Below are 14136 nucleotides of genomic sequence, written 5' to 3' on the forward strand. Positions count from 1 at the left end.
ACGCCGCATCAAACGGCGACGGGAAGAACGCGCAATGACCGCTTGGAGAGGACGAACGCAACCGCGCGTGCGACACGGCGCGAGGGTGCGCCGTGTCGCACATCAGTGCATCGCATCAGGCCATCACATCAAAACCGCAGACGCAGGCCCGCGTAGTAACGGCGCTCGAAGATGTTCTGGTCGTAGTAGTGGTTGGTCCACTGTGCGTAACGCCGCTCACTTTCGCCGGTGAGGTTGGTGGCTTGCGCGTAGAGCGTCAGATGGTCGTTGACGTCGTAACTGAAGGACGCGTCCAGGTAGCCGACGTCATCGTTCCAGATCGCCAGCTCATCGCCCCATGCACCGCTGTTGACCTGACTGAAGCGCTTGCTGCGCCAGTTGTAGGCCACGCGCGCCTGCAGCTTTTCCTTTTGATACCACAGCACCGCGTTGGCCTGATGCTTGGAGTTGTCGCCGATGGGCAACGTGTTGCCTTCGATATCGGTGTTGTCGGTGTCGGCGTCGGAGAAGGTGTAGTTGATGTTGGTGCCGAACCCGCTCAACCAGCCCGGCAGGAAGTCGAACGCCTGTTGGTATCCGATTTCGAAACCCTTGATCTTGCCGCCGCCGCCGTTGACGATGCGCTCCACCGGGCCGCCCAGGCGGATCACGCCATCGGCGTCGGGCTGCGGTTCGATGTTGGTCACCGTGGTCGGGAACGACTTCACATCGATCAGGAAGGCGCCCACGCTGATCAACGACGCATCGGAGAAATACCATTCCCACGAGGCGTTGTAGTTGGTGGCGCGGTACGGATCCAGATCCGGGTTGCCCGAGCGGCCGTTGAGGAACAGCACCGCATCGGAGGGCAGCGCCGGGTTGCGCGGCGGCGTGCCGTTGACGGCGTAGAAGCTCACCAGGCCGCGTCCGAGATCGGGCAGGTCCTGCCGTGCGACAGCCTTGTTGTACGCAAAACGCAATTTCTGCGCGTCGGTGATGTCCAGCGACAGGTTGGCGGTGGGCAACACGTCGGTGTATTGACGGTTCAAGCGGTTGGTCCCGATCGCCGGACTGACGCCATTCCATTCCACATTGCCGATAAACACATTGCCGCTGCTCAGGTACTGGTCGATCGCCAGTTTGGTCTGCACGATGCGCGCACCGATATTGGCCGTCCACGGCACTGCAGTGCCGGTGCCACCTTCCAGGTTCGCAAGAAAATATGCCGCAGTGCTCTTTTCGGTGACCTTGTACGAATCGGCAGCCTGCTGATAGGCCACGTTGCCCGGATACAGGCTGTTGAGATATGCCACCGGTTCCTTCATGACCTGCGGGTTGATTGCCGGCAAGCCCTGGCTGCCCAGGCCGGTGACCTTGAGCGGATCGAAATCGTTGAAGTACGCCCAGTAGCCGGGAATCGAATTGAACGGCAGCAGGCGCGCTTCCGAAACACCACTGCAGGTGTCCACGATCAACGGATCCTTGAAGTAATACAGCGAGCGGTTCGGATCGGCGCAGGTGGTGGACACCGGCGACAGGTAGCGATAGGTGTCCAGCTTGACCTCGCGCTCGCCATAGCGGATGCCGAACTGGAAGCCGCGCACCACGCCTTCATCGAACTCGAAGGTGCCGTCGGCGCGGAAGGCGTCCATCGTCGCTTCGATCTTGTTGCCCTGTGCCCAGGTGGACATCAGCTGCCAGTTGTCCGGGTTGGACACATCGGTGCCGAGATTGACCGCCGGGTAGGTGCCACGGAAATCCACCGAGGCGTCCACGGTGGGCAGGCCATTGGCATTCGCCCATTGGGTGACGCCGCCAGCACGCGTGATCTGGTCGCCACGCGTCACCACCGCATCGGCACGCGCTTCGTCGTAGGTGCGCTGCGCATCGCCGTGCACCCAACGGAACGATGCACGGAACGGGCCGCCGTCGTCGAAGCGCACTTCCAGATTGGTGTTGAGCGAATCCGAATCGGCCACCCCTGCCATCGAGTGTGCCTGGAAGCGGTTGTAGCGGAACTGGCCGTATTCCAGCACACCGTTGGGATCGACTACCGAGCCGGGCTGCAATTGATTGGTTGCCCACCCGGTGTGCAGCTGCGCGGCCACCGAGGTGTCGTGATCTTCGAGCTTGGTATAGGCCGCATCGGCCAGCAACGTCCAGGAGTCGTTGATGTTGAACTGAAACGAGCCATTGACGCCGGTACGCTGGCGGTCGGTGCTGCGGTTGTCCAGTTCCGTTGCCACCCAGTTGTAGAAGTAGTCGCGCGGCAGGTTGGACGGATCGGTATTGCTGCCGATGCGCCCGTCGCCGTTGAAGTCAAAGCCGACGTTCTGTTCGGTGGATTTCTGCGCGCCGTTGGAATACACGCTGGGGTGCTTGTTCTCCAACGTGGCGTCCGAATACGACACCGCCAGCAGGGCGCCCCAACGCTCGGTGCGGAAGCTGGCCAGCCCCGAATACAACTCGTTGAGTTCCTGCACGCGGTCGCCGTAGGAGCCCTCGGCCTGGCCGCTGAAGGTCCAGCCTTCGGGTAGATCGAACGGGCGCCGCGTCTTCAGCGACACCGTGCCGCTGATGCCGCCATCCAGATCGGCGGCGGTGGGCGACTTGATGACATCCACACCACTGAACAACGTCGGCGGAATGTCGACGAAATCCGGCTGCGCGCGGCCGATGTTGGGTTGGCCGAACTGATCGCCACCACCGGCGCTCAGATACAGCTCGCCGTTCATGGTGGTCTGCACCTGCGGCATGCCGCGGATATTGAGCTGCGAGCCCTCGCCGGCCGAGCGCCGGATCTGCACGCCGGGCACGCGCTGCAGCGAATCGGTGATGGTGACGTCGGGCAACTTGCCGATGTCTTCGGCCGAGATCGAATCGATGATCTGCGCGGCGCTGCGCTTGTTTTCGATGGCCTCGGCCTGCGCGCCGCGCACGCCCTTGACCATGACCTTGTCCAGGTCGGTGACGCCTGCGGTGTTGGCGGTGTCCTGCGCGCTTGCGCCGCCGGCAAGCAGGGTCAGCGCAGCCGCAAGTGCGGCAGCCAATGGGGTGTGGCGGGTGTTCGAATGCAGCTTTTTCATGGTCCCCTCCCAGGGATGACGACAATCCACGACCGTTTCGAATGACATTGCCGGCACGGCAATGCGGTGTTGGCTGACGCACCAGGTGGTACGTCAGTGCGAGCGCCGTGCATGACACGGCGCGGCAACAAGCAGACGCCGCTACGGAAGCCCGTTGGCAACGCCTGTCGATGGTTCGGCATTCCAGCCACGCAGTTGCAGCGTGGCGTTGCGCAAGGTGGCAGCGGACGGGCCGCGGATCTCCACCACGCGTTCTTCGCCCGGTACCAGGCTCAGATAGTTGTCGCTGTAGTACGCCGGCAGGATGCGTTGGCCTTGCGCATCCACCAGGGTGAGCTTGGTGTTGAGGGCCACCTGCTGCGACGGGTTGCGCACGGTAGCGCGCAGCACGGCCTCGTTGCCCTCCTGCAGTTGCGTGGTGAGGTGCAGCGGCACTGGCGTGAGCGCATCCAGCCCACGCATCGCCGCCGCATCACGCGCCACCCAATAGAAGTTGCGCGAACGCACCACTGCGTCGCGATCGAGCAACTGCAGCCGCACAAAGCCCAAGCCATTGGTGTCCTTCAACAACGGCGCCAACTGCAGCACCGGCGCCGACACTGCCACCGCTGCGGCATCCAGCGCCTGTTCGCGCTGCTGCAACAGTTTTCCATCGGTGGCGTACACCTCTGCACGCACGCGCAGCCAGCGCACCGGCTCGGCAGCATTGTTGACCACCACCACCTCGTGCCCCGGCAGGTTCATCTGCACGTGCAATGTTTCTGCCGCATTGCGCACGCCGTAATACGCGGCGTGGGTGTCGTAGTCGTGGCTGTAGATCTGCCACATGTTGCTGGGCCAGGCCGGGTGGCTCATCCACAGCAGACGCCCGCTGTTCTTGCTCCACAGCTGCGCGTTGAAGCCTTCGAAGATGGCGCGATGCGTTTCGTAATTGAGCAGCTGCGCCTTGCGCTCGAAATCGGCCAGGCTGGTGGGTGCGCCCAGCTTGTCGGTGAGCGTGCGCATGAAACTGTTGGTGTCGCCGTTACCGGACTGGTGCCAGTCGTGATAGGCCCAGGCATCGCCGATCGGCCACTGATCGCCAGCAGCAGGTATCGAAGCCTTGAATGACTCCAGCGTGGAGAACGACGGCGTGCCCACCTCCACCGAAAAGCCCTGCGCCAACGCATTGAAGTAGGCCACCGGCTCGCGGTAGTTGTACGGGCCGCTGCCCTGCAGGTTGACCTGGTTGGAACTGCCGGTGTACCAGCGCGTGCCGTCCAGTTCGGCGACCAGCGCATCCAGGCCTTCGTTGAGGATGGGCGCGGGCACCCCTTCGTTGCGGCCGAACCACAGCACGATGGAGGGGTGGTTGCGGAAACGCCTGATCACCTCGGAGGCGTTGTCCAGGAACAGCGCCGCATCGGCCGGCTCCATGTTGTAGTTCTGGGTGGATTGCCAGAAGTCGTTGAAGACCAGCATGCCGTATTCGTCGGCCAGCTCGAAGAAGCTGGCTTCGGTGTTCTGCCCCACCCAGTTGCGTACCACGTTGAAATGCGCATCGCGCTGCAGGCGGAAGTACGGCTCCAGCCGCTCGCGCGAGACACGCTTGCGCCAGTCGTCCATGCCCCAGTTGCCGCCCTTGACGGCAATGCGCACGCCATTGATGCGAATGGCCAGGTAAGGCGCCAGCGCTTCATCGCTCAGCGGCGTGACTGCCGGGGATGCCTGCGCGCCGGGATAGAACGATTGCGCATCGCCGCCGGGCACGGGGCGGATCGCACTGTGGCGCGCATCCACAATGCGCTCGCCACGCAGACGCGCCTTGTTGAAATCCACCAGCACCCGCCGCAGCGCGCCATCCTCATCGAACAACGACAACTCGTAGGTGACCTCGCGAATGCCGAAGCGCAACTGCTGCGTGTCCGAACGCGCACCGGCAACCTCCACCCCCACCTGCAGGGTGTACAGCGCCGGCTCGCCGTAGCCGTTGGGCCACCACAGGCGTGGGTTGGCGATGATCAGCTGCGGGGTGTCGCCGGCGGTGAGCTTGAGCGTGGTACCGCCCGCCGGCACGTTGACCTCGCGCTGGATGCGCACATCGCCAATGGCCAACTGCACGGTGCCCTGCACGGGCGCAGCACCGTCGTTGCGCAGCGGCATGCTGATTTCGAGCTCGGCGCGGCGGTGATCCGGCGCCAGGCGCGCGGTGACCACCTGGGTATCGCCGATGGCAACCGGCCCGGTGGCATGCAGCTGCACGTCCTGCCACAGACCGGCGTTACGGTCGCGCACGGCCGGAATCCAGTCCCAGCCCTCGCTGGCGATGAAGGTGGGCCCGTCCAGCGCCTGCACGCCGCCGTTTTCGCCGACGCCGGCGGTCATCGACTGCTCATGCGCAATGCCCGGATGCGGCGGTGGCGACACGCGCACCGCGACGACATTGCGGCCGGGCTTGAGCTGCTTGCTGACATCGAAGCGACCGCGTGCGAATGCACCGCGCGTGCGCCCGACCTGCGTGCCGTTGACCCAGATTTCGCCCGCATAGTTGATGCCGTTGAACAGCAGCTCCAGCCGCTTGCCGTGCGCATCGGCAGGCAGAGCGAAACTGCTGCGGTACCACCAGTCCTGCCGGCTCAGCGATTCGGGAATGGCCATGTTGTTGAGGCCGATATCCGGATCCGGGTACACGCCGCGATCGACCAGCGTGGTGAGCACCGTGCCCGGCACCGTGGCCACACGCCAGGCGCTGCCACCCGCCGCGTCGCCACGCGACAACGTGGCGCCGGTGGCGGACCCGAGATCCGGCGCAGCGGCCAGCTGCCACGCACCCACCCGCCACGCAGCGGCATCCAGCGGCTGCAATGCCGGCGTGTTCGGCACCGGCTTGGCTACCGGCGCAGAAAACGCCGCTGCACTGCGCGGCAACGTTGCGGGCGCCTGTGGCGCCACCTGCCCGGCCATCTGCTTGACCTGTACCTGCCACGCCGGGGATGCATCCTCGAAGCGCTGCAGCGCCGGGTCCGGCGTGCGTGCGGCCAGCTGCGCGACGGCGGGCGCCTCCAGTGCCTGCGCGTGCGCGGTGAAGCCGGCGATCTCGCCACCGAAGTGCTGCGTGTAAGCGGCAGGCTGCTCGCGCGGGCCGAACATCAGCACCGGCGCCACTGCACGTTGCCGGGCGGCGCCGCTGGCCACCTGGCGGCCGTTGGCGTACAGCGTCAGACGACCGCCATGGGCCACGGCGGCCACCTGCGTCCACTCGCCTGCATGCAGCGCCTGCTTGCTGCGCAGCACGCTATCGGCACCCTGCACAAAGCCGAGCGTGCCGGCATCGATCGCGAAGTAGCGGCCCGCGTCCTTGGGATCGCCGACACCGGCAATCAGGGCCGGCCCTGTGCTAGCACGCGACGGGCGCACCCACGCCGACAGGCTCCAGTCCGCGTTGGCGGACAACAGCGGTGCATCTGCGGCGAGTTTCTTTGCCAGCCCCATCCCGCCCGCAAGCACGCGGACATCGTAAGGCCCCGGCGGATTCGCATCGGCGGGCGCAGCCTCCACTGCCGTCCAGCTCATGCAACCACACAACAACCACAGCGCTCCACGGCGGAACGCCTTGCGAACCATCAGCATTAGAGGCCTCTCCCAAGCTCTACTGCCACGCAACGGTGCACACCACGTCCGTGCAACCGACCAGCGTCCATCCGGACACTGCGTCGATCGCGCTTGGTGATGCAGCCCGTGGCTGCCGCCCCTGTTTCAGCGGCCATGGTGCGAGGTAACGTTACCCCAGCTGGATATCGACAACAACCTTTCTGCGTTAGGGTTGGCAATTCCAGGAGGAGGGAACCATGCGAAACCTGATCCAGTCCGCACTACCGGCGGCATGCGCGTTGTGGTGTTTGATGGCTGCGCCCGTTGCAGCACAAAGCTTGCGCGTGCAATCGCCCGATGCACGCACGCACGTGGAATTCACCCTGCGCGAGGGCGGTGTGCCCAGCTATCGCGTGCTGTATCGCAACACGCTGGTGCTCGACGATGCACCGCTGGGACTGGACCTGGGACCCGCCAACAAGCTCGGCCACGACATGACGCTGCAAGGCAGCACAACCGAATTGCATGACAGCCGATTTACCCTGGCGGTTGGAAAAACGCGGCAGGCACGCGACCACTACCGCGAACTGCGCGTGCAACTGGCCGATGCGCAACACCGCAAGCTCAGCATCGAACTGCGTGCGTATGACGATGGCGTGGCGCTGCGTTACGTGCTCCCGGATGCAGGCCAGGTGCGCATTCGCGACGAGCTCACCAGCTTCGCGTTCCCACGCGATTACCACTGCTGGACATTGAATCTGGGCCGTTTCGGAACCAGCCACGAGGGCGAATACGACGCGATCGCCGCATCCCGATTGCGTCCGCACAATCTGCTCGAACTGCCGCTGGTGTGCCAGACCGATGCCAATGGCACCACGCTTGCGATCGGCGAAGCGAACCTGCGCGATTACGCCGGCCTGTATCTCACCGGCCGTGCCGATGGCGGGCTGGGCGTGTCGGCAAAACTGTCGCCGCGCCTGGACGACCCCAAGCTGGCGGTCAGCATCGATGCCAAAGGCGGCGATTTTGCAACGCCCTGGCGCGTCATCATGCTGGCCGACAACCCGGCGAGCCTGATCGAATCCAACCTGATTTCCGCCCTCAACCCACCACCTGCTTTCGATGCAGGTTGGGTCCGCGCCGGCAAATCGGCGTGGGATTGGTGGTCGGGCAGCCTGGCCAGCGGGGTGACCAATCCCGGCATGAATACCGCCACCATCCAGCGCTACATCGATCACGCACAGCAGTTGAAGCTGCAGTACATGCTGATCGACGACGGATGGTATTACGGCAGCACCGGCGATGGGCAATACAACAGCGATGCGGATATCCGTCGCCCGGTGGAGCAACTCGACCTGCAAGGCCTGGTGACCTACGCACGCAAACGCGATGTGGGGCTGTGGCTGTGGGCGCACTGGCGCGCGCTCGATGCGCACATGGACGAGGCGCTGGCCTGGTACCAGCAACTCGGCATCAAGGGCATCAAGGTGGATTTCATGGACCGCGACGATCAGCAGATGGTGGACTTCTACCATCGCCTGCTGAGCAAGGCTGCCGCGCACAAGTTGCTGGTGGATCTGCACGGTGCGTATCACCCCACCGGCCTGACTCGCACCTACCCGAACTACCTCACCCAGGAGGGCGTGCTCGGCGCCGAATACAACAAGTGGACCACGCGCATCACCGCCACCCACAACCTCACGCTGCCGTTTACGCGCATGTTGCTCGGGCCGATGGACTACACGCCAGGTGGCTTCCGTAACGTGCGTCCTGCCGAATTCAAGATGCAGCACATCGCCCCGCAGGTGATGACCACGCGCGCGCAGCAGCTGGCGATGTATGTGGTGTACGAGAGCCCGTTCGCCGTGGTGGCCGACAGCCCGGAGCAATACGAACACGTGCCGGCGGCGCAGTTCTTGCGCGATGTGCCTGCAAGCTGGGATGAAACGCGTGCACTGGATGGCGCCATCGGCGAACACATCGCGCTGGCGCGACGCAGCGGCAAGGACTGGTATGTGGGTGCGATGACCAACGAGCAGGCACGCACGATGCAATTGCCGTTGTCGTTCCTGGGCAAGGGCAGCTGGACGGCGACCATCTACGCCGATGGCCAGGCGCCGACGGAGGTGCGTATCGACACCCGCACGCTCACCCGCGACGACACCTTGCAATTGGCATTGGCAGCGAACGGCGGCGCGGCAATCAGACTGCAGAAAAGTAAGTAGAGCCATGCCCAAGTGACGTGACCTCACGCACCTTTGCGCAGCGGCACCTGCCGTCTGCACGAACGGGCGAGACCTTCGACACGGCATCGGAGCAATGCATTGCGCTCTGCGTGTGTGTGATGTCACGCAACGCATGTTTGCTTCTGCGTGCGCAGTGGCAGCCGCTAGCATGCGCACGCCCTCATCGCAGGTCTGGATGCCACCGTGCAGCGCCAGGCCTGCGCAATGACGGCACTGCCCTGCACGTCCGCCGCGTGCAGGCAGTCTCGTTCCGGCGCAAGGGGAATTTCGCATGACCTTTCATCCCACCCGGCCGATGCTCATCGACCGCACCATCGCTGCGCTCGTCGTTTGCGCATTGGCGCCTGCCGGCGTTGCCAGCACGTTCGTCCCACCGTCGATCTCTCCCGCCCGCGATCGCAGTATCGATGCGCTGATGCCGCCGTTGTCGCACATACCTGCCACGGCATCGGTGACAGGTGCCAACGCCGATGCCGTACACCACAGCACTGCCGCCGCATCGCGCGCGTTTCCGCAGGTCACTGCCGGGTTCAAGCAATTTCTGGACGCTCAGGTGCAAATCACTTACGCCACGCGTAGCGCTACCGCAAAGGTCGCCGACCCGACTGCCTTCGCCGAGATGCAGCGCTACCTGTTCAACCGCTACAACGGGCTGACCGTGACCAGCAGCCTGCACGAGGGCACGCAGGTGTTCGACTGCATTCCCCAAGCTCAGCAACCGGGTCTACGCAACGGCGACCTCATCGCGCTGCCGCCCAGCATCGCCCCGGCCAAGACGCCGGGCGCCCCCGATCCAGCGTCGCAGCGCTGCGCTGCCGGCAGTGTGCCGCTGGCACGCATCGGCCTGGCCGACATGAGCAAGCATGCGACGCTGCAGGACTTCCTGCGCGGTACCACGCCGCGCATCGCCGCAGCCACACGCGCACCCGTCGCGCCAGCCGCGCAAGGCGCCGCATCGGTGGTGCACTACTACTCCACCATCTATCTGGACACCGCCGGGTCGCCGGTGACCGGCGCGGGTGCCGATCTCAACACCTGGATCCCGGCCGTGCGTGCCAACGATGCGCAGTCGATCAGCCAGATCTGGTTGGGGGGCTACACCCCGCAAGGGCAGATACAGACCCTGGAAGCCGGCTGGCAAACCCAGCCGGGCGCAGGCTGGGGCAACACGCCGTTCCTGTTTATTTATTCAACCCAGGACGGTTATGTCAAAACCGGTTGCCACAATCTGGATTGCGCCGATTTCGTGCAGACCAGCAGCGCAAACGTTCTCGGTGCCACACCCGCTGGCGGCTTCAGTAGTGCGGGTGGCAAACAAGCCATGCTGCACGTGGAATTCCAGCGCAATGCCGATGGCTATTGGTGGTTCGGCTTGAATGGCGAATGGATCGGTTACTACAAGGCCGAGCTCTACGCGGGCGACATTGCCGAAGGCAGCGCCAACATCTTCATCTCTGCCGGTGGTGAAATTTCCACCTGGGACGGCCGCCCCAGCGCACCGATGGGCAGTGGCCGGTTCGCGTCTGCCGGTTACCGCCAGGCCGCCTTTCAGGCTAACCATTTTTACCGCGATGCCAGCATGGCGACCCGGCCGGCACAGCGCCTGTCATCGCTCAACGTGGAGCAACCGGCCTGCTACACGCTGGCACTGGCGGGTTACACCTATCCGTACGCACTGGGCAGCGGTGTGTCGCGCACCAGCCTGTCGCCGGAGATGCAGAACGGCGGCTTCTATTTCGGTGGCCCGGGCTGCGCACGCTGAAGTGAAGCGATCGCGCGCACTGCGGCAGTGCGCGCGATCGGCTACGGCAAATCCACCCCTGCACACACGGCCGGGCGCGCATCCTTGATGGGCTGCACGCCACGTGCATCGAACTGCAATCCTGCATGCTCGGGCGCAAACGCCGGCCAGGCAGGCAAGCCCTTGGCATTCGGGTTACCGCGCTGCACGAACGCAGCCCAATAGCGCTGCAGCGACACCGGCGGCTGGCCGATAGGCAGATTCTTGAACAGGAACGGCAACTCGGCGCTATGCGTGACCTGCGCGCCGGGTGCAGCCGTGTCGAACACGTAATGCCACACCGGCACGCCGAGAGCGGCCTGGTGCTGGGCCACCGTCACTGCCGGGCAGCGGAAGGTGAGATCGGTGGACAGCTGCATTGCCGCATTGCCCTGCCGCGCAGCACGCTGCGCCGCGTGCGTGCGTTGCGCCTGCAGCACCGCATCGGCGCGCTCGGGATAGTCGCGGCGCAGACGCGCCTGCGCGCCTTGCTCGCCACCATAGGTGAGTTCCTGCACCACGTAGCCGATCAGCAGCGGCATCTTGGCCTGCGCGCCGCTTGCCAACAGTTCGGCCGGCGCGCGCGGCAGCACGCGTCCATCGACAACCGCCTGCAGCCAGATGTAACCGTCGTCATCCAGCGCCGGCACGTCCACGCCCTGCGCGGCCGTGAGCAACTGCTCCACCGGTAGCGCGCGCAGTTGATCGAGCCGTGTTGCCGGATCCGCGATGCCTGCGCGTTTGGCGATGCTGACACCCAGCGCGCGATTGTCCTCCAGGCTGCGTGCCGGCAAGCCGAACCCGGCAGTGCCGCTCTGTTCGATCGCTGCCGAAAACAGGCCGCGCGCCAATGGGCTGAGCATCAGCAGGCCCACGTCCTGGCCGCCGGCCGATTGCCCGGCAATGGTGACCCGCGCCGGGTCGCCGCCGAACTGCGCGATGTTGTCGCGCACCCACCGCAGGGCAGCGATCTGATCGAGCAAGGCGTAGTTGCCGGCAGCCTGGTTGTCGCCATCGCGCAGTTCCGGCAGCGACAGAAATCCCAGCGCACCCAGCCGGTATTGCAGCGTCACCACCAGCATGTCTTGCGCGACCAGGTTGGTGGGCAGATGCCCATCGGCGCCACCGGCCACGTTGGCGCCGCCGTGGATCCACACGAACACCGGCAACGGCCTGGCCGGATGCAGCTGCGGTGTCTGCACTTGGACATAGAGGCAATCTTCGCTGCCGCGCTTGGCCATGGCGTCGTTCCAGCCCAGCGCCGGCTGCACGCATGGCGTGGCGGCCTGGGTGGCATCGCGCACCTGCGTCCACGGCGCAATCGGCTGCGGCGGGCGCCAGCGCAGCGCGCCCAGCGGCGGCGCAGCGAAGGGAATCGCGCGGAAGACCGCACTGCCGTCGTCCTGCCACTGGCCGCGCAACGCGCCATGATCGGTGCGTACCTCGGGCGGTGCGGCAGGCGTGGCGGCGTACGCGCTAACGCTGAACACGCAGCTGGTTACAAGCAACACGGCAGAAAAACGCAGCATCACTGTTCTCCGGTGCGCACGCGCGCGTGCCAGGCGGCCTGGAACACGGCAGTGGCCGAGGCCACGTTGAGGCTTTCCACCTTGCCGCTGCCGCGGATCGACAACTGCAGGTCGCAATCGCGCGCAAAGTCGCGGTCCATGCCTTCGCTTTCTGCGCCCATCACGTACACCAGCCGCTGCGGCAGCGCGGCGGCGAACACATCCTGGCCACCGTCGACCAAGGTGGCTGCAATCGCAAAACCGGCCTGACGCAATTGCGCCATTGCGGTTGCGGTGTCGGGCAGTTGCACCAACGGCACCGCTTCGGCGCCCCCTTCGGCCACGCGTGCCGCCGCGCCGGACAAGCCCAGCGTGGAGCCGGCCGGCAACAACAGACCGGCCACACCGAAGTGCGCCGACGAGCGCAGCATCGCGCCGAAGTTATGCGGGTTGCCCACGCCATCCAGCCACAGCGCCAGCACCGGGCCCTGCGGCAAGGCGGCCAGCCACTCCTGCAAGGGGTGCGGCGCCACGCGCAGCACCTCGGCCACCACGCCTTCGTGGTGCGCACTGGCGGCGAGCTTGCTCAGATCTGCGTCTTCCACCACGCGATAGCCGATGCGCTGGGTCACGCACCAGGCCAGCAGCGCCTTGAACTGAGGAATGCGCGCTTCGCTCAAATAGAGTTTGCGTAGCGCCTGCGGGCGCGCCTTGAACACGGCCTGCACTGCGTTGATGCCGTACAGCCGCACCTCGCGCGCACTGCCGCCTGCCGCAGCGGCAGGTGGCGCGGTGGCAGGCGTGTGCTGCGCCGGCGCGCGGGGCGCGGCGCTGCGCGGTGCAGGTGTGCGCGGCGCAGCGCGGCCCCACGGGTTGTGCGAGGCGCCGGAGCCGCCATCGCGTGGCGGCCGTCCGCCGCGTCCATCGTGCTGTGTCATCGTCGTATCCAGAAGTGGCTGTTGCTTGCAGTGCGGAACAGGTTGTTTCGGCCCCTTTCGCAGTGTGGTGTTGGTCGTGCTGCAGCACCGGCAGGGCCGCCGCCGCAGCAACAATGACGACGATGGTAAGCCACTGGCGCGATGGGGCGTAGACGGCGGCCGGGCTGGGCGTTGTGGACGTCTTGCCGTGCTGTCGCGGGGCTGCGTTGAAGCGACGGAATGCGTGCGGGTTCAGTGCGCCGTTGTCGAAGCGCAGAACACACCTGGCGAGCAGTCGTCAGATGGTGTGGACGGTGCGCAGCAACCGCACTGTACGCAGTGCACATGCCACACCAGCACCAGCCGCGCCCGCGCCCGCCTGGCGGCGAGCGCGGTTGTTTTGTCAGCGGCTCTCGGGCACGCGGTATCTTCCCGCTGCAGACCGCATCACGCGTGTGCAACGGTGCCCGGCAAGACAACACGAACGGGCATTCAAGCATCAACGGGCGGGCGCACCCGTGCGAACACACGCAGGTCGTGCAGCCCGTCCGGCTTCATCAGCGCGCAACGGCTGACACCTCTTCGACGAAGCCATTGCGCAACAACACCGTAGCCGATGCGGGATTGGTATCGAGAACACTGGCCTGCACGCGGTAGAGCGGCAGGGCCTGCATCGCCCAGGCGACATAGGTGCCCACGATGCGTGTCATCCAGCCGCGGCCCCAGTGCGTGCGGCCGATCCAATAGCCCAACTCGGCCGAGAAGCGGCGCTCGCCCCGCCCTGGACGTACCCCAATCGTGCCGCAGGCCTGGCCATCGATCTCGATGGCCAGCAGCGGATGCTGCAGGTCGACCACGCGCCCGGCCAGGAACGCCTCACCGTCGGCACGTGTATACGGATGCGGAAATCGTTCGCTCAATCCACGCGGCACCAGCGGGTCGTTGGCATGCTGCAGCAAGGCGTCCAGCTCGTCCTGACGCCAGCGGCGCAGCACGAAGCCTTCTTCCTGCAGCGTCAGCAATTCATGCATCGAGCGGGTCCTGGCATGC

Annotated in this window: 6 protein-coding genes and 1 pseudogene; 2 read left to right on the forward strand and 5 right to left on the reverse strand. The window is 65.6% G+C overall.

What is annotated here, in order from left to right; all coding sequences use genetic code 11:
* Positions 1-128: 128 nt before the first annotated feature.
* Together A7D16_RS01975 and A7D16_RS01980 are read right to left on the reverse strand one after the other, a co-directional pair.
* Positions 129-3065: a TonB-dependent receptor gene (locus A7D16_RS01975; RefSeq protein WP_064629345.1), complete on the reverse strand. Its 2937-nt coding sequence runs from the start codon at positions 3063-3065 to the stop codon at positions 129-131.
* Between the two features lie 141 nt (positions 3066-3206).
* Positions 3207-6674: a glycoside hydrolase family 2 gene (locus tag A7D16_RS01980; RefSeq protein ID WP_064629347.1), complete on the reverse strand. Its 3468-nt coding sequence runs from the start codon at positions 6672-6674 to the stop codon at positions 3207-3209.
* Between the two features lie 218 nt (positions 6675-6892).
* Here A7D16_RS01980 and A7D16_RS01985 point away from each other — a divergent pair, with 218 nt between their 5' ends.
* Complete coding sequence (locus A7D16_RS01985) at positions 6893-8860, forward strand: glycoside hydrolase family 97 protein (RefSeq protein WP_064629349.1); 1968 nt, start codon at positions 6893-6895, stop codon at positions 8858-8860.
* 292 nt (positions 8861-9152) lie between these two features.
* Positions 9153-10643 carry a neprosin family prolyl endopeptidase gene (locus A7D16_RS01990; RefSeq protein WP_239686931.1) on the forward strand — a complete coding sequence of 497 codons (1491 nt, stop codon included), beginning with the start codon at positions 9153-9155 and terminating at the stop codon, positions 10641-10643.
* A 41-nt stretch (positions 10644-10684) separates the two neighbouring features.
* On the opposite strand, the gene A7D16_RS01995 is transcribed toward A7D16_RS01990, so the two are convergent.
* From A7D16_RS01995 to A7D16_RS02005, 3 genes and pseudogenes are all read right to left on the reverse strand, one after another.
* On the reverse strand, positions 10685-12190 hold the full coding sequence (locus A7D16_RS01995) for a carboxylesterase/lipase family protein (protein WP_064629351.1): 1506 nt from the start codon (positions 12188-12190) through the stop codon (positions 10685-10687).
* Positions 12190-13107, reverse strand: coding sequence for a TrmH family RNA methyltransferase (locus A7D16_RS02000; RefSeq protein ID WP_064629353.1), 918 nt, complete (start codon positions 13105-13107; stop codon positions 12190-12192). Before A7D16_RS02000 ends, A7D16_RS01995 begins: the two co-directional genes overlap by 1 nt.
* 471 nt (positions 13108-13578) lie before the next feature.
* Positions 13579-14117 (reverse strand): annotated as a pseudogene (locus tag A7D16_RS02005) (GNAT family N-acetyltransferase).
* Positions 14118-14136: the final 19 nt, after the last annotated feature.

It is taken from the genome of Xanthomonas nasturtii, from assembly GCF_001660815.1.
GTDB classification, from domain to species: domain Bacteria; phylum Pseudomonadota; class Gammaproteobacteria; order Xanthomonadales; family Xanthomonadaceae; genus Xanthomonas; species Xanthomonas nasturtii.